We start from the raw sequence: 24,415 nt of genomic DNA, 5'->3' as shown, positions 1-24,415 counted from the left end.
AACAGAAGCCTTAAAAATTAAAGAGTTAAAATTCTAGTAAAACACGCTTATACATTTATAGCATAAGCCTTTAGCAAAATACACTGAAAGGATAAACTGTCTTTTTAGAATATAGGATGACTCATCTTTTTTATTATCCTGTAAAAACACTCTCATTTGAGGTGTGGTGGTGGGTGTAAAGTCTCATTGAGACATTAAATGTTTTTTTGTTGCTTATAACTCAACATCTCATCTTCATAGCAGTTTTGAAACAAAAAATGCATCCGTATATTCTCTGCTATATTAGCTTTTATACTAGATGAAGGCGAAAGTATTGCGTATATCAGTTGGAGTAATCTCTGAGATGGGAAACAATCTAATGAAGCAAGAATATAAAATTATAAAAGCAAAAATGAGTGCCTATCTTTCCTATCATTTTTAAATTTGGCTTTATGTTTTTCAAAAGCTTTTATGACAATGTTTTTGAGAGTGAATTTTTTTATAGAGTGAATATAATGCATTGCTTCACATTTTTGGGCATTACATTTTTAATGAATCATCCCTCATTTTATGATGGTTTTTTAAAGAGTGTCGCGTAAATCTTTTGTGGATGGTATAAAGATCCATTGTATGCCTATGATCTTTATTTAACAAAGGCGCAAGTTAGTAGATTCTATTCTCTTTATCACTTGAGATAGAAGAGATCTTTTTTTAGTTTTTTTGCCGTAGCAGAAAAAGAAAAGCTCCTAACACACCAGCAGCTAAAATAAACCACGTGATTGCATAAACGAGATGATTATTTCGAAAATGGATAATCGTAAGACCAACGACAGGAAGGTTTGCTTGTGGAGATGTTTTTCTGGCATCAATGAAATAAGGGGCAACAGTGGACAAACCAAGTTTTTGTGCCATAGCGGGGAGATCGCGCGTATACCATAAATTTTTGTCCGGATTATTTTTACGCGGGAAAAAACCATTTTTTTCACTCATGCGTAATAAACCTATAATCGTTGTTTGTTCTGTGTCTGTGGTAGAATTTTGCTGAGATGAGGCATTTTTATGCGATTGCTCTGGGTTTTGAAAATTGTTACGTTCATCCATGGGGATAAAACCACGGTTGATAAAGATTAGTGCATTATCAGTAGTCTGTAAAGGAGTCAAAACCCAATAGCCTGTAGTATTTTGAGCGGCTGCAGTGACTAAAATATTTTTGTCTGTTAAAAATTTTCCTGTTATAACAACAGGTTGATATTCATTTTTTTCAAAAGTAATATCTGACCATTGATTTTTTAGGGGGGCTTTTATGGGGGGCAAATGAATGCGCTGATTGGCACTGGTGATAAGATTTGTTTTCCAGTTTAACCGTTGTACTTGCCATATACCTAATGCGCTAAAGAGAAGAAAAAAACAAATACATAAAGTCCCAAACAAAAAAGAAGAAAAACAGCAAGAATTTCCCTGAAGCTTTGTCATGGGGGGCTCTTTTTTGCTCATGATTTATGCTTCCTTTCGGGACAATAGGCTTTTATTCTAACATGGTATGTATTTAAAAAAAACATTTTGTACCCTTTTTGGCAGAATTTGCACGCCTTAATTGAGAAAAAAGATGAAGAATGAGCCCGTAAGAGATGAAAAAGGTTTTATAAAAGACTTGACCTTTTGTTGTCGACCCCCTATTAGAAAGAAACTTCCCAATGATGCCCGTTTAAGGTTGCATTGTGCGTGTTTTGCGTTCATTGTGTCTTTTGGGTATGGGAATTTGAAAGTTTCTTAGAGTTTAAGGGTGAAGTTTATGTCTCGTGCATGTGAATTGACAGGGAAGACGGTTCTGTATGGTAATAATGTTAGCCATGCAAATAATAAGACTCGGCGTCGTTTTTTACCAAATCTTTGCAATGTGACATTGATTTCAGAAGTGTTACAGAAAAGTTACCGCTTGCGCATTTCAGCAAGTGCGTTGCGTTCTGTTGAGCATCGTGGTGGACTTGATGGTTTTTTGGTCAAAGCAGACGATAAAGAGTTGTCGCAACGTGCGCGTTTGCTAAAACGCCAAATCATTAAGAAAAAAGCTGAGCAAGAAGGTGAGCAAAAGGCTGAACAAGCAGCGTAATTGCTATCGTCATTCTTTTTTGTTTATTGACGCTTTTATTCCGGTTTTCTGTTCTAGACGTTAAGTTTTTTGCAGGTTGATCGTTTTATTTTATTGGTCCCGTATCCTAGGTTTAAAAAATGCCCTCAAGCAGTCTTTTACGAGAACAGCAAAAGAAAAGGTATATTGTTTTTTCTATTTTAGCAATGTGCCTTGCTGTCACTGCTTCTAATATTTTTGTTCAATATCCTGTTTATTGGTTTGATTTAAATGAGCTGTTGACTTATGGGGCTTTTACCTATCCATTTGCTTTTCTGATCAATGATTTGACCAATCGTTTTTATGGTCCATCTGCTGCGCGGCGTGTAGTTTATGCTGGTTTTTTTGCGGGGGTCTTTGTTTCTTGGATATTGGCGACACCACGGCTTGCCCTTGCTTCTAGTTTTGCATTTTTATTTGGACAACTCCTTGATATTGTTGTTTTTACTCCTTTACGACGTAAAACATGGTGGAAAGCACCTTTAGCAGCAGCGTTGGTTGGTTCGGCTTTGGATACAATGCTGTTTTTTGCTCTTGCTTTTTCTAGCTCTTTTGCTGTTCTTGATAAGATAACAGGGTACGCTGATAGTTCACTGGTGGAGAGTACTGTTTTGGGAGGAGTAGGCATGCCAATTTGGCTCTCGCTTGCTTTTGGTGATTTTTCGGTAAAAATTATTATGAGCCTGTTTATGTTGATTCCCTATGGAACAATTCTTAATATTGTAAAGCTTCCTCTTTATCAAAGTCATTCAAAGAATGATTCTTCTTTTGTTTGTAACAAATAATGATCTTTGTTTTTTTGTTTTGCTAAAGAAGAGAAGGTTGTGCGTTATGCTTCTGCGAACAGAATTTGAGTGGATTCAAAAAAGGGATTTTGATTCTTTTCTCAAGTTGTATTTATCCATACATCATCTATGCTTATGATGTGTAAGGAAGTGCTTTTGACTGATTCAGTATGAGATAAGAGCATCTTATCAGTATTAAAAACAGATAATCAAGCTCTTATAAAGGATCAAAAATGTCTTGTTAAGAATTGTGATTTCTTACTTATGATTATTTGAGTTATAAGAAACTTGGTTCTTATAAAGGAAAAAACATTTCGATATACATTTGGGTAGTATATAAATAGAAAAATAAATACCAATGGTATCAAGCCTTTTTTGACAGTTTTAAAATTTGGTTATACTGGTATTTATCATTATTTTAGTAAAAAATGTTTGTGCAGATATGTTAATGAATTTACAATTTGTTATAACGCGATCTCTGTAGAATTTGGCAAACGCTTCGAGTATTTATTTTAGATAATTGTAGGTTAGAAAATGCGATACTTGGAGCTGATAGTATGAATAAAATGATAAATCAAACAGATCATACAGAGGCTTTATTTGATAATTTTGTATTAACTTCCTTGAAAAAACAGAGAGAGACTAGGGAGTTGCCTATTGTAAAATCACCTCTTCGTTATCCGGGAGGGAAAAATCGTGCTGTTCCTATGATTATTAATAACTATATAAGGAAATAAAAAACTTTATGTTCTCCTTTTGTAGGAGGGGGGACAATTGAATTAACCTTAGCAAAAAGAGGAACAAAGGTTTATGCTTATGATGCTTTTAAGCCGCTTGTTATTTTTTGGCAGATGCTTTTGAAAGCTGCTTCAGCTCTTGCAGAAAAAGTAAGAGAATATGAAGATATGACTCCCGTAATGTTTTATAATCTCCAAAAAACTTTTGGGAATATTAAAAATCAATTAGAGATTACTGCTGTTTTTTCTTACTCTTAATTGCTCTTTTTTCCGGAAAAATACTTTCTGGCGGTATGTCTCCAGGACATCCTCGATACAATTATCGTTCTATTGAATGGCTTAAAGATTTTAAGATTGAAAATTTCACAATGGAACACAGAGATTTTACAGAAAGTATTCCTAAACACTCTAACGATTTTCTTTATTGTGATCCTCCATATCTTATTAATCAAAAACTTTATGGTCAAAAAGGCGATAAACATCATCCTTTTGATCATCAATCTCTTGCTGAGCTTTTAAGAAAGCGTCACGGATGGGGTTTTATCTTATAATGATTGTCTGGAAATTAGAGAACTTTATAAAGGACATACAATACTTAAATCCTGAATGGACTTACGGTATGGGAAACAATAAAAAATCAAATGAACTCGTAATTTTGAGTAAGGATTTTTAGGAAATTGCATGAATCAGGTAAGAAAATGGAAAAGCCTTTGAATTGCTTTGTCATGGGTTTTAAAAAAGCAATAAAGGCTTCTATAGAGTTTAACTCGTCCTTTCAAATAGCGGAGTCTTTTTATAATTTATTTAATGATACTGAAAAAAGGCTTTTAAATCTCGCTTCTATTGAAGCAGCTGTTTTCTTACAGTTACATGATAAAAATATTAGAAACACGCAAACTTTTGTTCTTTAGGAAGATTTTGTTGGGATCAAAGGAGATGTCCGTGATATCATTTAAAAGTTCCTGAAAATCACATTGGTATTTCTGCAAAACATAATCATAGCGCTATCAAACATCCTCGCCTTTCTGGTAAAATAGATTTTGGTAAAGAATGGACGGGTTATTCTTGTAGCAGCGTTTATTTCAATGAAGTTAGGCCTATTTTTGATTATTTAGCAGAGCTTAGAGATAAGAAGATGTTCTTTAGAGATATAGAGGATAAAGACAGCAGAGTTTATCTTCCAATCCTAGAAGCTTTTTCTAAAGAACTTCAAAGGCTTTGTTTAGATTATCAAGATAAATTTGTGAAGCTATTGTTTCAGTATGTTATAGGTTCTTATGATTTTTATAAGATTATGATAGATACAAGATCTAAACAAAAACGGGTTATTATTCAGTCTTTTAATTTGAATGGCACTCTGGAATATGGTCGTAAATGGAAAATTCCAAGCAAAATTTTATCAGTTGCACTAAAACCAGAAAGTAAAAACAAACTTATTATAATTTTTGAAGATGGTTGGAGCATTTCTTTTAGAATTCATAATGCATCCAGTAAAGTAGAAGCTTCTTTAAAGTTCGATATTCAGTTTGTGGGATTATCTTCTCAGGTTGTTAGTCATCAAATTCCGATGGTTTAATGATAGAGATAATTTTTTAAGATGTAATTGTTGGCTGTTTCAAGGTAAGTTTATTTCTTATGAATATGAGGCTTTTTATCACTAAAAAGTATTTCTAATTGTTTTGTTATGGCGTCGGCGAGTTCTTCAGCATTCATAATTGTTACAGCACGTTGATAATAACGTGTGACGTCATGACCAATTCCAATGGCAATGAGTTCGATGGGGGAGTGTGTTTGGATTTCTTGAATCACTGCGCGTAAGTGTTTTTCTAGATAATTGCTGGAGTTGACCGATAGTGTCGAATCATCAACAGGAGCACCATCAGAAATGACCATGAGGATGCGACGTTGTTCACGCCGCGATAAAAGACGTTGATGAGCCCAAATTAAAGCTTCTCCGTCGATATTTTCTTTTAATAATCCTTCTTGCATCATCAAACCTAAATTGCGTCGTGCGCGACGCCATGGGGTATCAGCACTTTTATAGATGATATGGCATAAATCATTGAGGCGTCCAGGATTGTGGGATTTGTTTTGGGTAAGCCATTGTTCTCGCGATTTTCCTCCTTTCCACGTTTTAGTGGTAAAACCTAAAATTTCAACTTTGACAGCACAACGTTCAAGAGTTTGTGCCAAAATATCAGCACAGCTTGCGGCAACGCTAATGGGGCGTCCGCGCATTGAGCCAGAATTATCAATGAGAAGTGAAACAACCGTGTCCCGAAATTTGGTGTTGCTTTCCATTTTAAAAGAAAGGGGTTGCATGGGATCAATAATTAGACGTGGAAGCCGTGCTGTATCAAGATACCCTTCTTCAAGGTCAAAGCTCCAGTTGCGATTTTGTTGCGCCATCAAGCGGCGCTGGAGACGGTTTGCTAAACGGCCAACGATGTTTTGAAGATGATTGATTTGCTTATCAAGATAACGGCGTAAGTGATCTAACTCGTTTTCAGAACAAAAATCTGTTGCTTCCAACACTTCATCAAATTGACGGGTGAAGATTTTATAATCACCAAGTCTTTCCATTTGTTCCGAATCGGAAAAAAGGCGTTTGGTTCTTCTTGGCTTTTCTTGCCAAGGTTCATTTTTTTGTTCGCCGTCAGCTTGATCATTGTTGTTTGATTGTGTCGCTTGTGTTTTTCCGTCGTCTTGCACATCACTTTCTTGTTTAGTGCTGGTTTGTTCTTCACTTTGAGCGTGTTTTTTGTTTTTACTCTCTTCTTCTTCTTGGTCTTGAGGTTCACATTCGTTTTTTAATTTTTTATTGTTTTCACTGTTAGAAGCTTCAGCTTGTTGCACTGTCATTTTGAGTGTAGCAAGCATTTGGCGAACAATCTGTGCAAAAGTTTGTTGGTTGTAAATATGATGAGTGAGTTCATCGAGTTCTGCTGCTGCTTTTTGTTCGAGTTCTTGACGCCACAATTCTAAGACAGGACCTGCTTCTCTTGGAGCTGTGCGCTTTGTTATTTTTTCACGCAATAAAAGTGCAATCGCTTCTTGGATGGGGGCTTCACTTTGGTTGCTAATCTTATGATAATGGGCTCTTTTGTATTTATCGGCGAGCATGACATCAAGATTTTTTGCAAGCCCCTCCATGGCTAAAGTACCAATTGCTTCAACACGTGTTTGTTCTAAGGCATCAAAGACAGCACGTGCTTCTGATTCTAGTGGAGAAAATTGCATGTGAATGCGGTTATCATGCCATGCTTTGCGTAGAGCCATGGAATCACCTAATCCGCGGGTAATGGTGATGTCTTTATTCGTTGCGTATTGAGGTAATTCTGGTAAACGCGCACAACTTTCGCTTAAAGATGGTCGGTTATGACTAAAGGAAACTTCAAGGTTTTTTGTGCCTGCAATTGCACGCATACAGGTGGAAAGTGCTTTTTTAAACGCTTCAGCATTAAGAGTGTTGTTGGAAGAATCTTTTGCCAGATTTTTGTTGTCGCCAATATCGGTAGCCATGAGTGACAGATTCCTTAAGGCGAAACACCATGAATGAGTGATTCGGGAAGCTCTTGTCCAAAGGCGCGTTGATAAAATTCTGCAACAGTGGCACGTTCGAGTTCATCACATTTATTGAGAAAGGTTAATCGGAAGGCAAAGCCGACATCTTGAAAAATTGTTGTATTTTCTGCCCAAGTAATGACGGTACGTGGACTCATGACAGTTGAAAGATCTCCATTGATAAAAGATTGGCGTACCATATCAGCAACATGAACCATTTGTGAAATTGTCTTTTTTCCCTCAGCCGTTTGAAAAGATTTGACCTTTGAACAAATGATATTAACCTCTTTATCATGGGGTAAATAATTGAGTATTGTAACAATAGACCAACGGTCCATTTGAGCTTGATTGATCTGTTGGGTACCATGATAGAGACCGGTTGTATCACCAAGACCAATGGTGTTTGCTGTTGCAAAAAGACGAAAGGCTGGATGTGGAGAGATGACACGGCTTTGATCAAGTAAGCTTAATTTTCCAGAGGTTTCAAGAACGCGTTGGATGACAAACATAACATCGGGACGCCCCGCGTCATATTCGTCGAAAACAAGAGCAATATTATTTTGATAAGCCCATGGCAAAATGCCTTCTTTAAATTCAGTGATTTGTAAGCCATCTTTTAAAACGATAGCGTCTTTTCCTACAAGATCGATACGACTTACATGACTATCGAGATTAATGCGGACACAAGGCCAGTTGAGGCGTGCAGCAACTTGTTCAATATGTGTTGATTTCCCTGTACCGTGATAGCCAGAAACCATTACACGACGGTTAAAGGTAAAACCTGCGAGAATCGCTAAAGTTGTTTGCTGATCAAAAAGATAATCAGAATCAATATCAGGGACATGGGGGGTTTTTGTGCTAAAAGCAGGAACTTTCAGATCTGTTTCAATATGAAATAGATCGCGAGCAAAAAGTGTAATATCGGGCAAATTTTCAACGGTAAGATTTGTCATTGTGTTTCTGGAAGGGAGAGGACGCTATTTATTCATTAGAAACGATACAAGAGTTAGAGTATTTATGCAATGCTCTATAATGAGAGCCTTAGATATTGAAGGAAGATTTTTTGCGTATTCTATAATGTTTTGAAAAAAAATAATATCTTGCGCAAATAATGGTGGTCTAAATGAAAATAGGCTCATATAAGCGCGTATTTTTAGCACAAACCAGACTTTTTTAGCAAATTATAAGCATGTAAAACATCACGAAAGCGCTCTTCTGAGGCACGATTACCACCATTGGAATCAGGATGGTGCTTTTTTACCAACTCTTTATATTTCATTTTGATGTCTTCTGCTGAAGCGTTTGCCTGTAGTCCCAGTGTATCAAAAGCTTTTGCTTCTAAGGGCTTTAATTTTCGTGAGAAGTTATTGCTTGAATGCCGCTCCGTAAAAAGCGTGAAGGGATCGCGCATGCGATTTTGATAGGCAGCTGTTCCAGAGCGAATCTTTGCATAATTAGCAGCTGTTTTTTTCGTTGTACCATTGCTTAGATCTGTAGGCCATGTCGGACGATGTCCTGTAAGAGCATCCTTTTGAAATTTTGCGATATCTTTATTGCTAAGACCAGAGAAGTAATTAAAATTTTTATTATAGGCGCGTACGTGTTCAATACAAAAATATAAATATTGTCCTTCGTGATTTCGACCTGCTGGTGCTTTATGGGATCCTGTTTTTTCACAACCTTCCCACTGGCACTGTTGCGCTTCTGGCTCAGCTTTTTGTTTTTTATTTGAGCTTATGCGAATTGAATCGAATAATTTAGATGTTATTGTCATATTCTTGGTTTATGCAAAATTGATTAATTTTACAAGAATTGACTTTTGAAAAATTTGTTTTCACACTTAATTTTATTATGAAAAAGGTGTATTTTTGCACGTTCATTTTGTTTGAGGAATGAAAAATGTTTATAGAAACAATAATCAAGAGAAAGCTTCAGGATGCTTTTCATCCGCAAAAGCTTGAAGTGATTAACGAAAGTCATCTTCATGAGGGGCATCCTCATAATGAACATGCTTTTGATGGTAAAGGAGAAACACATTTTCGAGTGAAAATTTTATCTTCTTCTTTTTCCAATATGACACGCGTAGAAATACATCGAGCGATTTATAAAGTTTTACAAGAAGAGTTAGCTACTTGTGTCCATGCTTTGGCACTTGAGGTTGAAACACTCTAATTTTTTGATGAGACGTTTTTAGGAACGGGGATGGGCCTTTTGATAAATTTTTAACAAATGGTCTGTATCGACATGGGTATAGATTTGTGTGGTGGAAAGACTAGCGTGCCCAAGAAGTTCTTGAATCGTGCGCAAATCTCCTCCCCGTGATAAAAGATGGGTGGCAAAAGAATGGCGCAGTGTGTGAGGCGTTGCAGTTTCTGGTAAACCAAGACTTGCTCGTAAGTTGCGTACAGTTTTCTGAATAATGGCCGGTTGTAGGGGACCGCCTCGCGCTCCGCGAAATATGGGTTGGTTATCTCTTAAAGGATATGGGCAACATTTGAGATAATTTTGTACAGCTTCGTAAACAATTTTGATGAGAGGAACAAGGCGTGTTTTTCCGCCTTTTCCTGTTATAAATAAACTTGTTTTTTTAGGATCAGAAAATTGTTCTGGTGTGAGGCTTAAGGCTTCTGATATTCGCATTCCACAGCCATAGAGAAGCATGAGGACAGCCGCATTACGAGCGCTAATCCAAGGTTCATTTTCTAGCTGGTTTTCTTGTTTGACTATGTGAAGTGCTGATTTGATCGCTAAAGGTTTTGGGAGCGATTTTGGGTGTTTGGGGCTTCGGATAAGTTGAGCCGCAGGGACATTGACGATTCCTTCACGTGATAGGTACTTGAAAAAAGAACGTATGCCTGCCACTCCGCGGCTTAAAGAGCGAGCACTTACATTTTTTGTACGCCGATAAGCAAGATAAGCACGCAAGTCACTGATGCGTAAATGAGTAAGATCCGTAAGGGTTGGTATATGGCTTAAGTGTTGACAGAGAAAAGACAAAAATTGCCGCGTATCACGTTCATAGGCTTGCACTGTTTGTGCCGACATACGACGTGTTTGGACGAGACACTCTAACCAATTTTTCCTTGCGTTTAAAATTGCATGGTCTGCTGGAATGAGAGGAATATTTTTATCTTTTCTCTTGTCGTTTTTGATAGGCATTATCTAGTTGAGAGTTTCTTTCTTTTTAGATTTTTCATCGTTAGAATGACCATTCTTGTTTTGGGGTTGCTCTTCACGATTGATAAGTTGCTTTTCACCTTTGAGAGAGAGTATTTTTAAGAGATTGTGTGTTGACATCAAATGCGCAAAAATTAATCCTAAAAAGCCATTTTTATGAAGTTTGGCAAGTTGGCTTGCTGATAATTTATTCAATTTTTCTTCATCAACAACCCAAAAATGTTCTAACTGCGCTGAGAGACCTTTATCGTTTTTCACATTGATGGATTTTTGGCTTAGAAGATCCATTTCCACAAGAGCATCAATAAACTCAGAGGTTTTTTCCATGGCTATTTTAAAACTTTCAAGAAAACGAATACGTTCTTCCATAAAAGGAGAAATAGAGCCGTCGGAATTAAAAAGTTCTGTTCCTGCAACTTCATTAAACATACCTGACTGTTGATCAAAGCAAACAGAAAGTTCTTTTTCATTGCTAATTTGCGCCAGAACAAAAGGATAGCGACGGACAAAAGCAGGGACATAAGTATTGGTTTTCCAACTTTTATCAGAAGCGATATAGTCATTTTCGTCATTAGAAAGACCGACAAGAGCCGCGGATGTGTAGTGCCGTTTTTTTTGTTCATCTTCGGCGCACATAAATAAAATAGGATAGTCTAGTGCTGCTTGAAAATATTCAGTACTTGCTAAAGGAACCCAGTGAGTATCCTTGGCAAAAGACATATCACTTGGAGGAGCAAATTTTAGATTTTTATGGGAAACTTTGTTGATTGGTGTGATATCTTTGTAAAATAGCATAATATTTGCCATAAGACTTTCTCCTTTATTAATTTGTTTTTTGTTACCAAGAAAGGTCTTTTAGAAGATTGTCTCATATGGCAACAAGATTGAATAGAAAACTATAAGATTGAAGGGTTCATTTTTGAGAGATAATATTTTCGCATGAAGTATAATAAAGAAAAGCTTAAAAATAAAGTCTATCTTGCCATTATTGGTATGCCTCATGGTATAAAAGGAGATGTTTTTGTTAAAATTCTAAGTGCTGAGCCACAGCGTTTCAAGTTTTACAGCACTCTTTATGATGATATGGGGCGTTCTTATGAAATTGTAACTCTTCGCATACAAAAAAATAAGGCGATTGTACGTTTTAAAGGGGTAGAAAATCGTAATGTTGCTGAGTCTTTAAAAGGTATTCGCCTTTATGTGATGCGTGATCAATTAATTGATGATCTGGATGAGGATGAGTTTTATCAAGTTGATTTAATAGGCTTTCGTGTTCAAGACTGTGGGGGAAAAGTCTTGGGGGAAGTGTGTGGTTTCTTTAATTTCGGGGCTGGTGATTTGCTTGAAATACGTTTGAATACGGGTAAAAGAGTTCTTATTCCCTTTAGTAAGGTGGCGGTACCAGAAATTTGTATGGATTCTGGTTTTCTTGTTGTTGATCCCATGGCAGCTGGTTTAAGTGATGGGGGAGACAATGATAAAAAGGAAATAGCTTGAATCTAAAAATAAAGATGAAGGTAAAAAATAACCGATTAATTTCGTCAATAAAAAGTGGAAAGTGTGGAAATATTAAAAATGCACTTTTGGGCAGATATTGTAAGCACTTTATCTCGAGACAGTCCTGAATTTTTAGAGTCTTTTTTTAGTGCAAGTATTTAGAAGGATCGTATTGAATATGGCGCAGATCAAGGAGATTCAATTTAACGTTATAGCGTTAAATATTTTGTTTGTGCTATTTTTGCTATTAAGAGTCTGTTTAAGAAAATAAGGATGAGAAATAAAATGAAGTTTCAGGCGCGCGTTTTAACCCTTTATCCTGAAATGTTTCCTGGTTTTTTAGGGTATTCTTTAGCAGGGCAAGCTTTAGAGCGCGGAATTTGGTCACTGGAGACAGTACAGATTAGGGATTTTGCTATGGATAAACACCATAGCGTTGATGATACACCTGCTGGTGGGGGGGCTGGTATGGTAATGCGGGCGGATGTATTGGCGGCTGCTCTTGACTGTTGTCCACAGGATTCGCCAAGATTGTTGATGAGTCCACGTGGGCGCCCTTTTGACCAAGCTTACGCGCATAGCTTGGCTCGTGATACGGGTGTAACATTAGTTTGTGGACGTTTTGAAGGGGTTGATGAGCGAGTCATAGAAGCACGAGAATTAGAAGAAGTCTCTATTGGTGATTATATTCTTTCAGGGGGTGAAACAGCCGCATTGGTTATCTTAGATGCTGTTATACGTCTTCTTCCTGGAGTGATGGGGAATGCAGCTTCTGCAAAGTGTGAAAGTTTTGAAAATGGCTTACTGGAACATCCGCAATATACACGTCCTTCTCTTTTCGAAGGGCGGGGTATCCCGCCTGTGTTGCTCTCAGGTCATCACAAAGCGATCGCAGATTGGCGTCAAAGGCAAGCCGAATTGTTAACACGTCAACGTCGCCCTGATCTTTATGCGCGTTATGATAAAAATCATCAGAAAACTTGATTCATATGATAAGGTGGTGTATTGCATGGCTCTCTTTTTAGAGAGTTTTTTATAAAAGGTTTTCTGTAGTTCCAAAATTAAAATGAAGGAATGGTGTATTCGCTCCTGTGTAAGGCATAGCCTAAAGAGCTTCTTATTCTTAATAAAGGCTTTTTTGGTAAGAGTTGAGCGCTCTGACTGTTCGATAAAGAACATGAAGGATAAAAGAAATGAATATTATCGCACAACTTGAAGCTGAACAATGTGCAAAAATTGAAGAAAAGCGACAATTTCCAGCCTTTCAGCCAGGAGATACAGTCCGTGTCATGGTGCGTGTGACGGAAGGTACGCGAACGCGTGTTCAGGCTTACGAAGGTGTTTGTATTGCGCGTTCCGGCGGTGGGTTGAATGAGACCTTTACAGTACGCAAGATTTCTTATGGTGAAGGGGTGGAACGGGTATTTCCTGTTTATTCTCCGTTGATCGAAGGTGTTGAGCTGGTGCGCCGTGGTAAAGTGCGCCGTGCAAAACTCTATTATCTTCGTGGTTTGAGAGGTAAAGCTGCGCGTATCGCTGAAAAGAGAGATTATCGGAAAAAAGCTGAAAAGGTTGTTGAGAAAGTAGAAGCAGCAGCTGTAAGCACAGGTGTTGAAAAGCAAGTTGCTGAGTAGAGATTATATCGGCTAAACTTTATGCAAAAGCGGCTTTTATGCCGCTTATTTGTGTCTTTCGTGATTCGTTTTGTCTTTTAAAAGGCTTGGAGGAGACATAAAAATGTTTAATCTATCAATTTTTGCCTCTTTTTATTCTTAATAACGGGTGAATTTAGATATCATTGCATATATCGTGGATACTCAAAAAGATCAGTTTAATCTGAAAAAATGCCTATTTATATCTGAGAAAAGATGTTAGACCTTTGACGTGAAGATAAAATTGTATTAGATTAAAGCAAGTTTTGCGGATCATATCCGTGGAGCAATCGGTTTTTTTATGCGTGACTTTTAATCCGTTATTTGAGACAACCGACCTGTAATATTGGTATCTTGAGATGCCAAACAAGTGAAAACGAGATAATATATTTAGTCGTTTTATGCGGTTTTTCTCGTTCATTGCGGTTGCAGTAAAAACCAGGTCAGGATATTTTATGACAGAGACAACTAGGATAAAAGAGCGCCCTCGTTCCCCTCATATAAGTATTTATCGTTGGACAATTACTATGGCTATGTCCATTGCGCATCGCATTACGGGTATGGTACTGTATGTTGGAATGGTCTTTCTTGCTGTTTGGTTAATTGCTATTGCGTGTGGGGAAGAGGCGTTCAGAACGGTTCACGAGATTTATAGTTCTTGGTTTGGATTGTGCATCTTGTTTCTTTATACTTTGGCAGGGGTTCATCACATGGTTGGTGGTGTTCGCCACATTGTTTGGGATCTGAAGCCTTGCCTTTTGGCAAAAGAAAAGGCAACAGTCACTGCTTGGGCGACAGTGTTTATTTCTCTTATTGTTACTTTTGCGATTTGGATTATTGGATATACCGTTGTTTAGCTGGGGGTGAAAAGAGATATGAAAAAAGATTTTCGAACGGAACTTGGGAAAGTACGGGGGCGTGGCAGTGCTCATGAAGGAACAGAGCATTTTTGGCTAGAACGTTTGACAGGGTTTATCAATCTACCACTTTTGATATTTTTTATTGTTCTTATTCTTTCGCTTGTGGGAAAGGACTATAGCATTGTGCGTGCAAGACTTGCACATCCTATTGTTGCTATTTTGATGGGATTGATGACTTTTTCGGTCCTTTATTATATGAAACTTGGTATGCAGGTGGTGATTGAAGATTATATTCCACGTGAAGGTTTCCGGATATTCTTTTTGACGTTAAATATTTCATTTTGTTTTCTCATAGGTGGTATCATTATTTTTTCTCTTTTGAAAATTGCATTAGGGGGTTAAACAAGTATGGCGGGTACAGGATCATCTCTGGGCGCTAAAGCAGGTAACGCCCCTTATCGCACTGTAGATCATAAATTTGATGTTGTTGTTGTTGGGGCAGGTGGTGCAGGATTACGTGCAACGCTTGGTATGGCGGAACAAGGATTAAAGACAGCTTGTATCACGAAGGTTTTTCCAACTCGCTCGCACACGGTTGCAGCACAAGGGGGGATTGCTGCATCGCTTTCAAATATGGGACCTGACAATTGGCAGTGGCATTTATATGATACCGTGAAAGGTTCTGATTGGTTGGGTGATACCGATGCAATGGAGTATTTGGTGCGTAATGCACCTGCTGCTGTCTACGAATTAGAACATTATGGCGTTCCTTTTTCGCGGACGCAAGAAGGCAAAATTTATCAACGTCCTTTTGGTGGACATACGACACAATTTGGTGAAGGTCCACCTGTTCAGCGTACTTGTGCAGCAGCTGATCGTACAGGCCATGCCATTTTGCATACGCTTTATGGACAAAGCTTAAAGCATAATGCGCAATTTTTTATTGAATATTTTGCACTCGATCTCATCATGACGGATGGGGTTTGTACGGGGGTTGTGGCATGGAATCTCGATGATGGTACAATACATCGTTTTTCTGCCAAAATGGTTGTTCTTGCAACTGGTGGTTATGGACGAGCTTATTTTTCCGCGACATCGGCGCATACCTGTACGGGTGATGGTGGTGGAATGATCGCACGCGCTGGATTGCCACTTCAGGATATGGAGTTTGTACAATTTCATCCTACAGGGATTTACGGTTCTGGCTGCTTAATTACAGAAGGAGCTCGTGGTGAAGGAGGCTATTTAATCAATTCTGAAGGTGAACGCTTTATGGAGCGCTATGCACCCTCCTTTAAGGATTTGGCTTCACGTGACTTGGTTTCACGTTGTATCACACTTGAAATTCGTGAAGGACGTGGCGTTGGACCTAAGAAGGACCATATTCATTTGGTTCTCAATCATATTGATCCTGCAATCTTGCACGAACGTTTACCGGGAATTTCGGAATCAGCACGGATTTTTGCAGGTGTGGATGTAACAAAAGAGCCTATCCCCATCTTGCCAACGGTTCATTATAATATGGGTGGGATTCCTACCAATTACTACGGGGAAGTTCTCAACCCAACGGCTGATTCGCCTGATCGTATTCAACCAGGGCTGATGGCGGTAGGAGAAGCAGGATGTGCTTCTGTTCATGGAGCTAATCGCTTAGGGTCAAATTCATTAATTGATCTGGTGGTGTTTGGTCGTGCTGCTGCCATTCGCGCGGGTGAAGTTATTGATCGGAATGCAGAAATTCCACCCATCAATGAAGAAGCTGTTGACGAAATTATAGGGCGTTTTGATCGTTTACGTTTTGCACAAGGGGCGATACCGACAGCTCTATTGCGTGAAAAAATGCAACGCACGATGCAAGAAGATGCGGCAGTGTTCCGTACAGAAGATTCTTTGCAACAAGGATGTCAACGGATGAATAAAATCTGGGGGGAATTGTCTGACCTCAAAGTCACAGATCGTTCTCTGATATGGAATTCTGATTTGGTTGAAACATTAGAGCTTGAAAATCTCATGGCGAATGCAATCACGACTGTTCATTCTGCACAAGCCCGTTTAGAAAGCCGTGGCGCTCATGCTCGTGAAGATTATCCAGAGCGTGATGATAAAAACTGGCGTAAACATACGCTTTCACATTTGTCAAAAGAGGGTAAGGTGACGTTATCATATCGACCTGTCCATGTGGATCCGTTAACATCTGAAGCTGATGGTGGGATCGATTTAAAGCGCATTGCACCTAAAAAACGGGTTTATTAAGGGGAGACACGAATTATGGTACAAATTAAGCTTCCCAAAAACTCTCAAGTAAAACCGGGGAAGGTTTGGCCTAAACCTGAAGGTGCGACAAAACTGACAGAATTTCATGTTTACCGTTGGTCGCCTGATGATGAGAATAATCCTCGTCTGGATACTTATTATGTGGATCGTTCTGCTTGTGGTCCAATGATTCTTGATGGGCTTTTGTTTATTAAAAACCATATTGATCCAACTTTGACACTTCGTCGATCTTGCCGTGAAGGCATCTGTGGTTCATGTGCGATGAATATTGATGGAACCAATACATTGGCTTGTACCAAAGGAATGGATGATGTAAAACACCCCATTAAAGTCTATCCTTTGCCTTCCATGCCGGTTGTTAAAGACTTGGTTCCTGACTTGAAGCGCTTTTATGCGCAACATCGAGTCATTGAGCCTTGGTTGCAAACAGTTTCTCCTGAACCTGCAAAAGAATGGTTACAAAGTCACTCCGATCGCCAAAAAATCGATGGCCTTTATGAGTGTATTTTGTGTGCGTGTTGTCAGACTTCATGTCCAAGTTATTGGTGGAACGGTGATCGTTATTTGGGCCCCGCTGTTTTGCTTCAAGCTTATCGCTGGATTGCGGATTCACGTGATGAGATGTGTGGTGAACGTCTTGATAATTTAGAAGATCCTTTCCGCCTTTATCGGTGCCATACGATTATGAATTGTGCGCAAACTTGTCCAAAGGGATTAAATCCAGCGAAAGCGATTGCTGAAATTAAAAAACTCATGGTTGAACGCCGCCTTTGAAAATTTACTGATTGATGAAAATAAAGCGCAAGGTAGAAAATTGTATCTCCTTTTAGCAATTAAATCTCTAAAAGAAGATTGGCTGCTTATGGGGGCGCAGTAGCTATAATCATTCTAAAAGCGCAGTAATCTCTAAAAACTAACCAATCCTTGTAGGAGCAATCCTTGCAATGGCTGAGCAGAAAACTCATAGTTGAATATTACTTTGAAAATTGACCGATTAACGAACAGTAAAAAGAAAAATAGAAAATTGTGCGTGTTTTTCGTGCTTCTCGAAACTTAATCTCTAAAAATTTATTGGCTTCTATGAGGCGGTTAGCATAGTTATTATCACCTTTAATAAAGGCATTAGCCTTTCGGGTAGACGATACTTTAAATAGCGTTCTATATAAAAATAATAAAATCAATATGCCATGTGTTTTTATTTTTATTAAATTCGTATCAGAATTTGCACTTTAATGCAGATTCAATTAATCATTTTTTATAAAAAAGATAACTCTGTATAAATAGAGCACAAAAAATAAATGCTGATAAAAATATTATAACGCATGTAAATTATTCAAATGAAATACAAAGGAGTAGTCATTATGACAGTTCGTCATTTTACGATACGTTTATTATAATATCGAAAACATTGCTAATATTCAGGGATTAGGAATTTTTGATAACATCATTATATATTTAAAGGTCATATTTTTTCTTTTAAAGATTGGATTGTTAATCGCATTAAAAAACAAAATTTATAGTTCTCAAAATGGAGAACGAAAAATCCCTATCTATTGTAGAGATAGAGCATACAGTTAAAGGGGCAGTAATTTAAAACTATTGTAACATCATAGATTTAAATTCATTAAAGAGCAGATAAGACGTTTTAAAAAATATCAAATTTATAGTTTTTTCTAAAAATTTAGAAAACGGTAGTGAGAATTCTAAGAACACGTGTTGCGAATGTAGAATAAGGGATGTTTGTAGGTTCGTTTGAGTTGAATAAATTCAATCATCAAAGCAAATATGTTGTATTTTGACGAGTTTCGGAGGTTTTGATTTTATATGTTTTTATCTATAAAAACATAGAGATTTCTAGGTTTAGATCTTATTTATTATGTTTTGGTATTTATTCTGTTGTGCCATAAAACACTATCGTATTTAGGATGTGGTAATTAAAGTGGTTTGAAATCTGCTAGGCGAAGGGGCGGATTGTTTGCATATTAGTTTGTGTGTTAAGAGGCTTCGTCCTTTGAGGTGTGATAGGTGGAGTCTGTTAGCCAATTACGTAAACGAGAGAGAAATCTACGTGGACAGGTTTTTAGTCTAATCTCTCTTATATATTGTGATAGGAAATTCACCTTAATAAGGACCATGACCGGTTACAGAAAAAAGAAATCATTGCGAAAAAACAAGCGTGTTTGTTTTAAAATTTTTAATGCTTCTGATCATAAGGGCACGCGAAATCCCCTGTAGTATCACGCAGACCTTTCATATTCTCGAGCCAAGAATTGTCTATATATCCTCTTCAATCTGATCTTCACGAATTGATGTAAGAGATGGGTACGAGCACCTGTAAGAATAAGCAGACGCAAAGCCAGTTGTATCATTATTTTTGCTTTGCAGAGTGCTTGATAAAAATCTAGAACATTTCTCCAATTCATTGTCGGTTTATTAATGACTTTATGGCGTTGTTTCTCTAAAAGAGCTTTTGCTGTTGCAGCTTTTACCTATCAGATGGGAGTTAAGAGTATTACTTATCTCTCTGTTGGCATAATCTCTGAAACCGGTATACAGTCTCCTAATTTTGGGGGAATATGAAGCTGTAAAGGTGTAAACCAGTTTCCATTTTAGTTCAGTTTTATGACTTTCAAAAGCGTCTAGAGTAATGTCTTTTAAATAATAGAGATTACGCATTGCTTCACGCTTTTGTTTCTCTCGTTCTTTAAAAAGATCACAAATAAGATCACAACCCTTATGCAAAACAGAACGCCCCAAACCAAATACATTTGGCTTGTCAATTTACGTGCTTGTTTTAAAGAACCCTCTCTTTAAAGTTCCCAAGCTCATTTTGCGACAGGGCTTGTGGATGGTATAATGGTAAAGTCCCGATGAAAAATATAAAATTTATAGAGCATCTCTATCTCCACACTTCATAAAAGAACAAGCTGGGCGCCGTTATACACTTTGCTAACTCCCAATGTTGCGACAGTTTTTGGCGTTTGCGACGGTTTATAAGAGGCATTTTTAGTTCTTTTTTATAGAGTTTCATTCTATACGGCTTTATTTACTTGTAATGTGCAAGAGACATAAAATGAGAGAATCTTACGGTACTAAGATCTTTTATCCAACATGCAAAACAATGAACACTCTTTATAAATTAATGTGATGCATCTTAAGAAGTGGGATTTTAGATCTGTGCTTTTAGGAGTTTTTGTTTTTTGAGGCGCAGAAAAGAGAACAGGAATATTCAGAGTAGAGCTTACCTTGTGTAATCTATGGATATCGTCTTTAGGATGGGGATATAAACCACGTGATATGGTTAGCAAAGCTTGTTTAAGAGAAACTTGATTGTTTACGAACAGCTGGAGGTTAAAAATCTTTCTTCGTCCGAAGAAGATGTTGATATGCAACTATACTTTTTATTACCAAATAGAATGTGGTTTATAGATGCTAAATCGAAATGATAGTTTATTTCGTATAAGCTTTTCCGTATCTGGAGATTTTTTGGTTAAAAAACATATTTATTAATCACTTGAAAATAGCACTTAGAATTTTTAAACGATAAGTTTTGGTCTTGATGACGATCATTATTTGTGATGATCGAAGTATCTATTTTACGAAGCTTTCATTGATAGGCGAATCAAAATTTATTCTTTTCTTTTGTTGAAATATTTATTTCGCAGCTATTTTTTTTGCATCAAACATACCTTTTCAAAAGATAAATGGAAAAAATGATCAAAGGTAAGAGAATAGAGAGAGCCTTATGTATATTTGGTTTTCTTGTAAAGTTGTTGTCTATTAACTTTTTTCTTCTTTTATTCATGAAGAGTGTAGAAAATCCATTGGAGAAGCAAAGAGAATAGGAAGAGTTAAATAAATAGCCGTAACAATTAGTTACGGCTATTTTTTGTTTGCATCATATTATCGAGAGAGGAAGCTCCCCTTAAGCGATTTTTGATTTAGCAAAAATAGGGTCGTAAAAGACTTCAGAGAGTTTTCTATCTTTAAAAAACAACACGACGTCAACTGTTGTATAGAGAACGATTTTTATCATTTCTAACTCGAGTTGCCGGCCAACTTCTGATCTTTTAATCAAAGTGGCACATCGTTCAAATGTCTGCAAAGCGCTGTTGGCATGCGTCGTTGTAATCGATCCGGGATGACCCGTGTTTAGTGAATTGAGATATTCCCACGCTTCATTACCTCGCAATTCAGCGAGAAAAATTCGGTCGGGCGACTGACGCATACACGCATCTAGGCATTCTTCAGCTGAAACACGGCCTACATTGTTACCATAAATCATATGTACATGATTGGGATGATTGGGTAGAAAAAGCTCATGAACATCTTCAATTGTGATAATACGCTCCTCTACAGGGACCTTTTCAATTAAAGAGCGAGCAAATGTTGTTTTACCAGATCCTGTCTTGCCTGCAATAATAATGTTGCGTTTATGAAGGACGCATTCTTGTAAAAATTCAAGAATTTTTCCATCACGTTTATGTTGCAAGAGTTCAACTTCAAATGGTTCCAACCTTGTGAAGTCCTGCTTCGATAACAAGTCATTTGCTTCTTTTTTTGAAGGTTTGTTAAAACTTACATCAGAGAAATCATCAAATGCACCTTCTTCTTTGAGTTCTTCTAACGTCTTAACTATAAGAGAATGTTTGCGAATCACAAAGGAAAGAGCACCATCAACGACAGCTGGCGTTTGTATAATTGTACCACGTTGTCCACCAGGCAATAGCACATAATTTATACTTCTGGGAGCCATACCGTTATAAACGATAATAGCTGTAATGAGCGTTTGCAAAAAATTGGTTGTTAACTCTGGTACGCTATGTACTTGCCAACCCTTAAAGCTTTTCGTCCATACTTCGCAGGGGCGGCAAATCGATAATTCAGTGATCGATGGATCTTCTAAGAAACAATCAAGCGGTTGTAGAAGCTGAAAAACTGCTTGATCTTTCTGTATTGGGTTAACGTGTGACAAGACTGTAGACATCGCTGAAATCCAGATCACGAGCAACAAAAATATTTACTCGTTCGCCTTGGTTTTTGTAAAGTGTTGGTGTGATATTGATGGAATTTTGAAGGACATCGATTGCTATAGATTCAGCATTCTGATTACCTTTATTTTGTGAGTTCTCTTTATTTTCTTTGCTGATTTTACTAACTTTTCCTTTTACCCATTCTCCTAAATCACCGATAATGCTTACCATAATTGCACTACCAAATCTCTCCCAAAAGCGTCTGTCAACCCAGCCACCAATACCCGCTTCACCCAGAGGACCTGTGCCAGGTGAGTCAAGATTGACAACAACACCAGAAGGTGTTTCGATGCGTGACCATTGCACAAACACACGCGTTTGTCCTTGTTGTATGCCACTTTGGTAAAAACCAACGACTTTAGAACCACGGTCAAGCAAAACAACACGACCACTTGTGGAATAAATATCGCGTGTTAAATGACATGTCGTCATTCCGGGTTGTGATGTAATGATCTTTGTTTCTAACGTGCAATCTATTTGTGTTCCTTGCGTAATCAAAAAGTCACGGTTACGAAGTTGCGCCGCATGTGATTGACCTAAACGCACGGGCTGAAGGTTATCAAATAATCCGCCACTACCTCTATCATTATTCGATGCTTTACTATTGGTATCTGTAGATCCTTCGCTACCACCGCTGTTAAGGCTAGAACTGAGCATACGTTTGCGTGCTAATTCTTCAGAATCTTGGAGCATGTGTGGAGGAATGGCTGTTTGAAGAAGCTTACTCAAGGCCGGTGGAATATCTAGGTTTGAATCTTCAATTTGTGCTGGTTTTTCTGCTTCTTCTACAATCTTTGGCTCTTCTATAATCCGAGGGACGTAGTTTGGTATAATTTGCTGTACTATTTGTTGTGGGTTTTCTTCCTCAACTTCCACGGTATTACGCATTTTAAAAGCTTTCCAAGTCAAGGCAATCGGTATCGTTACTATGACAATAAGTCCTACCACTAACAATGCACGGGTACCTGGAATTGTCGGACGACGTTCAGAACCTAGTTCCGATCCTCCATAAGTACCTTCAATATGTTTTTGCTCGACGTTGTCCAGTTTTGTACCTTTTCCCTCTCCTTCCTTATTGTCAAACATCATTTTCCTCCTTTATTGATACGATAAACCACCGAAGATACTGTCCCTGTTGTGTTTGGTACGCCATTGGGGTCATAGGCTTCATTAAAAACAGCTAGAGCGCGTTTACCAAGCCGTATGAGCCATTTAGGATTGACCTTATGGACGGCGATAATATCATTAGAACTGCCGATAACGGTGCGTGGTATTAAGCTTTCATTGCCTTCAGCATCTACGACATAAATCGATGGCATATCCATGTTAGCGGGAAATTTGAAGTAAGTAATACGCCCATTGTCCCAAGCATTTATCGGAGCAATATCTTGGTGACCGCTCATGGTGTAACTGAGATTATAGCCATTGACGCTTTGGTGAAAACCACGTTCAATCGCAAGGCGCCGGTTGTTTTCTTCTGACTTTTCATCATTTGAATCGGGATAATGGAAAGCTAATTCATATGTTGATCCTGCACGGTCATTTCGAAATTGTAGTCGGAATTTGTAACTCCGTTTGTCAGTTACAACGATGAGATTGGTATTAGCAAGTTCTGCTTTTGGTTTAATAAAAATATGCCGCCCTTTATGAGCAAAGGCATAGGCTTCAGAATCGCCAAAGGCATGAGTGATATACTGTTCACCTTCTTCAAGAATAATATGTGTTGCCACACCAAGAACTGTTTCAATTTGAACCACATCAGCTTCGTTATATGTTATATAGCGAATGCGGTGGTCATATTGTGAATTTGATGGACTTTTGAGCGCCTGCACAGGTACTGTATAAAGAGAAGAAAACGAAGACAATAGAACAATGAACGCAAGTTTTTTCATAACAATCAATTCCTTAATCATTTAACAGTATTTCTGGGTCAGAACGGTAACTTGTTATTTGAAAACCAAGGGGGTTAAGCAATCGATCAGATGATTTCATGGGTGCACCGACATAGGTGTAACCAATTGTCGCAATCTGGTGCTGTTTTGGTCCGGTAGTAGCACCGCTGCTGTCAAGCTGCTGAGTCGTAAAACGTACGGTTGCTTGACCTAGTCCATTAAGCTGGATTGATCGTACTTTGACTGTGATACGTGCTTTATTGGAAAGCACTTTATCCCGTGCATTTTCTCCATCATAGATTTTATAATATTCTTGTTGAACAGATGCTGCACTTAAAAGTGCTGTTGTGTCATAGTTCAGTTGAATGGTATCGTAGTCGTAATTTTCACGGTTAAGCACATATTGGTTTAGCCAATATCTATCTACAACTTCACCATAGCTGGTCTCGTGTTCACGCATGACTGAAATAACATCAACCGCACCCGTCGTGTTATCAACGCGCAATACTAAGGGAGTTGGAGCTGGTTGAGAAAATCCAATGACTCCACATATCATACCGAATAAGCCAAAAAGACCAACAGTACTCGCTACACGCCATGCCGTTCTGCGCGACCTTATAAATTCATTGATAAGATCACGTTCTAAGCCACGGCTTTCTTCGTAATAACTGCTAAGTTTTTCGGCTTTTACTGGTTTTACTTGTTTTGTTTTCATCTGTCTCCTCGCTTGATTTCGGCAGGGATTGTTTTATTAATAGGCACACGGTTCCTATCATTGGGCTGTTTTAGCTTTGGTGCTAATGCACAAGCTGATAAAATGTTTGCAATCAAAATTAT

The 24,415-nt window shown here is 37.9% G+C and carries 24 protein-coding genes and 1 pseudogene; 14 read left to right on the top strand and 11 right to left on the bottom strand.

Features of this window, described 5'->3' with window-relative positions; translation table 11 throughout:
• Positions 1-690 precede the first annotated feature (690 nt).
• A complete protein-coding gene (locus tag ACFIJK_RS01575) occupies positions 691-1,473 on the bottom strand; it encodes an SURF1 family protein (RefSeq protein WP_375626016.1) in 783 nt (260 codons plus the stop codon).
• 298 nt (positions 1,474-1,771) lie between these two features.
• Between ACFIJK_RS01575 and rpmB the strand changes: the two genes are divergently transcribed.
• The 6 genes and pseudogenes from rpmB to ACFIJK_RS01545 all read left to right on the top strand — a co-directional run bounded on the left by rpmB (position 1,772) and on the right by ACFIJK_RS01545 (position 5,205).
• A complete protein-coding gene (gene rpmB, locus ACFIJK_RS01570; protein WP_375626014.1) occupies positions 1,772-2,089 on the top strand; it encodes a 50S ribosomal protein L28 in 318 nt (105 codons plus the stop codon).
• A 119-nt stretch (positions 2,090-2,208) separates the two neighbouring features.
• Complete coding sequence (locus tag ACFIJK_RS01565; RefSeq protein ID WP_375626012.1) at positions 2,209-2,892, top strand: VUT family protein; 684 nt, start codon at positions 2,209-2,211, stop codon at positions 2,890-2,892.
• Positions 2,893-3,449: 557 nt separating this feature from the next.
• Entirely contained in the window at positions 3,450-3,629 is a 180-nt protein-coding gene (locus ACFIJK_RS01560; protein ID WP_375626010.1) for a hypothetical protein, read from the top strand.
• A 12-nt stretch (positions 3,630-3,641) separates the two neighbouring features.
• Positions 3,642-3,887, top strand: a pseudogene (locus ACFIJK_RS01555) (DNA adenine methylase); the annotation flags it as partial.
• 35 nt (positions 3,888-3,922) lie between these two features.
• The gene (locus tag ACFIJK_RS01550; protein WP_375626008.1) at positions 3,923-4,180 is read left to right on the top strand and encodes a DNA adenine methylase; all 258 of its coding nucleotides are present in this window, start codon (positions 3,923-3,925) and stop codon (positions 4,178-4,180) included.
• Between the two features lie 422 nt (positions 4,181-4,602).
• The gene (locus tag ACFIJK_RS01545; protein ID WP_375626289.1) at positions 4,603-5,205 is read left to right on the top strand and encodes a HaeIII family restriction endonuclease; all 603 of its coding nucleotides are present in this window, start codon (positions 4,603-4,605) and stop codon (positions 5,203-5,205) included.
• A gap of 50 nt (positions 5,206-5,255) precedes the next feature.
• Here the strand turns inward: ACFIJK_RS01545 and cobT are convergent, their stop codons facing one another.
• From cobT to ACFIJK_RS01530, 3 genes are all read right to left on the bottom strand, one after another.
• Positions 5,256-7,151: a cobaltochelatase subunit CobT gene (gene cobT / locus ACFIJK_RS01540; RefSeq protein ID WP_375626006.1), complete on the bottom strand. Its 1,896-nt coding sequence runs from the start codon at positions 7,149-7,151 to the stop codon at positions 5,256-5,258.
• A 14-nt stretch (positions 7,152-7,165) separates the two neighbouring features.
• Entirely contained in the window at positions 7,166-8,146 is a 981-nt protein-coding gene (gene cobS, locus ACFIJK_RS01535; RefSeq protein WP_375626004.1) for a cobaltochelatase subunit CobS, read from the bottom strand.
• Between the two features lie 200 nt (positions 8,147-8,346).
• Positions 8,347-8,967: a J domain-containing protein gene (locus tag ACFIJK_RS01530; RefSeq protein ID WP_375626002.1), complete on the bottom strand. Its 621-nt coding sequence runs from the start codon at positions 8,965-8,967 to the stop codon at positions 8,347-8,349.
• 125 nt (positions 8,968-9,092) lie between these two features.
• On the opposite strand from ACFIJK_RS01530, the gene ACFIJK_RS01525 reads away from it, so the two are divergent.
• On the top strand, positions 9,093-9,365 hold the full coding sequence (locus ACFIJK_RS01525; RefSeq protein WP_015857043.1) for a BolA family transcriptional regulator: 273 nt from the start codon (positions 9,093-9,095) through the stop codon (positions 9,363-9,365).
• Positions 9,366-9,383: 18 nt separating this feature from the next.
• Here the strand turns inward: ACFIJK_RS01525 and ACFIJK_RS01520 are convergent, their stop codons facing one another.
• Positions 9,384-10,352, bottom strand: a complete 969-nt coding sequence (locus tag ACFIJK_RS01520) for a tyrosine recombinase XerC (protein ID WP_375626000.1) — start codon at positions 10,350-10,352, stop codon at positions 9,384-9,386.
• A gap of 3 nt (positions 10,353-10,355) precedes the next feature.
• A complete protein-coding gene (locus ACFIJK_RS01515) occupies positions 10,356-11,177 on the bottom strand; it encodes a SapC family protein (protein WP_015857041.1) in 822 nt (273 codons plus the stop codon).
• A gap of 132 nt (positions 11,178-11,309) precedes the next feature.
• Between ACFIJK_RS01515 and rimM the strand changes: the two genes are divergently transcribed.
• The 7 genes from rimM to ACFIJK_RS01480 all read left to right on the top strand — a co-directional run bounded on the left by rimM (position 11,310) and on the right by ACFIJK_RS01480 (position 17,427).
• The gene (rimM, locus tag ACFIJK_RS01510) at positions 11,310-11,867 is read left to right on the top strand and encodes a ribosome maturation factor RimM (RefSeq protein ID WP_375625997.1); all 558 of its coding nucleotides are present in this window, start codon (positions 11,310-11,312) and stop codon (positions 11,865-11,867) included.
• A gap of 285 nt (positions 11,868-12,152) precedes the next feature.
• Positions 12,153-12,851 carry a tRNA (guanosine(37)-N1)-methyltransferase TrmD gene (trmD, locus tag ACFIJK_RS01505; protein ID WP_375626287.1) on the top strand — a complete coding sequence of 233 codons (699 nt, stop codon included), beginning with the start codon at positions 12,153-12,155 and terminating at the stop codon, positions 12,849-12,851.
• 209 nt (positions 12,852-13,060) lie between these two features.
• On the top strand, positions 13,061-13,501 hold the full coding sequence (rplS, locus tag ACFIJK_RS01500; protein WP_375625996.1) for a 50S ribosomal protein L19: 441 nt from the start codon (positions 13,061-13,063) through the stop codon (positions 13,499-13,501).
• A 473-nt stretch (positions 13,502-13,974) separates the two neighbouring features.
• A complete protein-coding gene (gene sdhC, locus ACFIJK_RS01495; protein WP_375625994.1) occupies positions 13,975-14,376 on the top strand; it encodes a succinate dehydrogenase, cytochrome b556 subunit in 402 nt (133 codons plus the stop codon).
• A gap of 18 nt (positions 14,377-14,394) precedes the next feature.
• A complete protein-coding gene (gene sdhD, locus ACFIJK_RS01490; RefSeq protein WP_375625992.1) occupies positions 14,395-14,781 on the top strand; it encodes a succinate dehydrogenase, hydrophobic membrane anchor protein in 387 nt (128 codons plus the stop codon).
• Between the two features lie 6 nt (positions 14,782-14,787).
• Positions 14,788-16,632 (top strand): succinate dehydrogenase flavoprotein subunit, encoded by a 1,845-nt coding sequence (sdhA, locus tag ACFIJK_RS01485; RefSeq protein ID WP_375625990.1) that lies wholly within the window; start codon positions 14,788-14,790, stop codon positions 16,630-16,632.
• 15 nt (positions 16,633-16,647) lie between these two features.
• Positions 16,648-17,427, top strand: a complete 780-nt coding sequence (locus ACFIJK_RS01480) for a succinate dehydrogenase iron-sulfur subunit (RefSeq protein WP_273723297.1) — start codon at positions 16,648-16,650, stop codon at positions 17,425-17,427.
• Positions 17,428-20,578: 3,151 nt separating this feature from the next.
• On the opposite strand, the gene virB11 is transcribed toward ACFIJK_RS01480, so the two are convergent.
• The 5 genes from virB11 to ACFIJK_RS01455 are packed head-to-tail and all read right to left on the bottom strand — an operon-like array spanning position 20,579 to position 24,415.
• On the bottom strand, positions 20,579-21,640 hold the full coding sequence (gene virB11, locus ACFIJK_RS01475) for a P-type DNA transfer ATPase VirB11 (protein ID WP_375625987.1): 1,062 nt from the start codon (positions 21,638-21,640) through the stop codon (positions 20,579-20,581).
• On the bottom strand, positions 21,615-22,772 hold the full coding sequence (gene virB10 / locus ACFIJK_RS01470) for a type IV secretion system protein VirB10 (protein ID WP_375625985.1): 1,158 nt from the start codon (positions 22,770-22,772) through the stop codon (positions 21,615-21,617). The genes virB11 and virB10 overlap by 26 nt, the downstream gene beginning before the upstream one ends.
• Complete coding sequence (gene virB9 / locus ACFIJK_RS01465) at positions 22,772-23,578, bottom strand: P-type conjugative transfer protein VirB9 (protein WP_375625983.1); 807 nt, start codon at positions 23,576-23,578, stop codon at positions 22,772-22,774. The genes virB10 and virB9 overlap by 1 nt, the downstream gene beginning before the upstream one ends.
• Positions 23,579-23,591: 13 nt before the next feature.
• Complete coding sequence (locus tag ACFIJK_RS01460; protein WP_375625981.1) at positions 23,592-24,293, bottom strand: virB8 family protein; 702 nt, start codon at positions 24,291-24,293, stop codon at positions 23,592-23,594.
• Positions 24,290-24,415 carry a TrwH protein gene (locus ACFIJK_RS01455; protein WP_375626285.1) on the bottom strand — a complete coding sequence of 42 codons (126 nt, stop codon included), beginning with the start codon at positions 24,413-24,415 and terminating at the stop codon, positions 24,290-24,292. Before ACFIJK_RS01455 ends, ACFIJK_RS01460 begins: the two co-directional genes overlap by 4 nt.

It is taken from the genome of Bartonella sp. PS17NMGDW, from assembly GCF_042193555.1.
Classification (GTDB): domain Bacteria; phylum Pseudomonadota; class Alphaproteobacteria; order Rhizobiales; family Rhizobiaceae; genus Bartonella; species Bartonella grahamii.
This window is presented reverse-complemented; position numbering and strand designations above follow the sequence as displayed.

Excerpts from the sequence above, each read along its gene's own strand:
- ACFIJK_RS01575 (WP_375626016.1), bottom strand. The coding sequence starts at position 1,473 with ATGAGCAAAAAAGAGCCCCCCATGACAAAGCTTCAGGGAAATTCTTGC.
- rpmB (WP_375626014.1), top strand. The coding sequence starts at position 1,772 with ATGTCTCGTGCATGTGAATTGACAGGGAAGACGGTTCTGTATGGTAAT.
- ACFIJK_RS01565 (WP_375626012.1), top strand. The coding sequence starts at position 2,209 with ATGCCCTCAAGCAGTCTTTTACGAGAACAGCAAAAGAAAAGGTATATT.
- ACFIJK_RS01560 (WP_375626010.1), top strand. The coding sequence starts at position 3,450 with ATGAATAAAATGATAAATCAAACAGATCATACAGAGGCTTTATTTGAT.
- ACFIJK_RS01550 (WP_375626008.1), top strand. The coding sequence starts at position 3,923 with ATGTCTCCAGGACATCCTCGATACAATTATCGTTCTATTGAATGGCTT.
- cobT (WP_375626006.1), bottom strand. The coding sequence starts at position 7,151 with ATGGCTACCGATATTGGCGACAACAAAAATCTGGCAAAAGATTCTTCC.
- cobS (WP_375626004.1), bottom strand. The coding sequence starts at position 8,146 with ATGACAAATCTTACCGTTGAAAATTTGCCCGATATTACACTTTTTGCT.
- ACFIJK_RS01530 (WP_375626002.1), bottom strand. The coding sequence starts at position 8,967 with ATGACAATAACATCTAAATTATTCGATTCAATTCGCATAAGCTCAAAT.
- ACFIJK_RS01525 (WP_015857043.1), top strand. The coding sequence starts at position 9,093 with ATGTTTATAGAAACAATAATCAAGAGAAAGCTTCAGGATGCTTTTCAT.
- ACFIJK_RS01520 (WP_375626000.1), bottom strand. The coding sequence starts at position 10,352 with ATGCCTATCAAAAACGACAAGAGAAAAGATAAAAATATTCCTCTCATT.
- ACFIJK_RS01515 (WP_015857041.1), bottom strand. The coding sequence starts at position 11,177 with ATGGCAAATATTATGCTATTTTACAAAGATATCACACCAATCAACAAA.
- rimM (WP_375625997.1), top strand. The coding sequence starts at position 11,310 with ATGAAGTATAATAAAGAAAAGCTTAAAAATAAAGTCTATCTTGCCATT.
- trmD (WP_375626287.1), top strand. The coding sequence starts at position 12,153 with ATGAAGTTTCAGGCGCGCGTTTTAACCCTTTATCCTGAAATGTTTCCT.
- rplS (WP_375625996.1), top strand. The coding sequence starts at position 13,061 with ATGAATATTATCGCACAACTTGAAGCTGAACAATGTGCAAAAATTGAA.
- sdhC (WP_375625994.1), top strand. The coding sequence starts at position 13,975 with ATGACAGAGACAACTAGGATAAAAGAGCGCCCTCGTTCCCCTCATATA.
- sdhD (WP_375625992.1), top strand. The coding sequence starts at position 14,395 with ATGAAAAAAGATTTTCGAACGGAACTTGGGAAAGTACGGGGGCGTGGC.
- sdhA (WP_375625990.1), top strand. The coding sequence starts at position 14,788 with ATGGCGGGTACAGGATCATCTCTGGGCGCTAAAGCAGGTAACGCCCCT.
- ACFIJK_RS01480 (WP_273723297.1), top strand. The coding sequence starts at position 16,648 with ATGGTACAAATTAAGCTTCCCAAAAACTCTCAAGTAAAACCGGGGAAG.
- virB11 (WP_375625987.1), bottom strand. The coding sequence starts at position 21,640 with ATGTCTACAGTCTTGTCACACGTTAACCCAATACAGAAAGATCAAGCA.
- virB10 (WP_375625985.1), bottom strand. The coding sequence starts at position 22,772 with ATGTTTGACAATAAGGAAGGAGAGGGAAAAGGTACAAAACTGGACAAC.
- virB9 (WP_375625983.1), bottom strand. The coding sequence starts at position 23,578 with ATGAAAAAACTTGCGTTCATTGTTCTATTGTCTTCGTTTTCTTCTCTT.
- ACFIJK_RS01460 (WP_375625981.1), bottom strand. The coding sequence starts at position 24,293 with ATGAAAACAAAACAAGTAAAACCAGTAAAAGCCGAAAAACTTAGCAGT.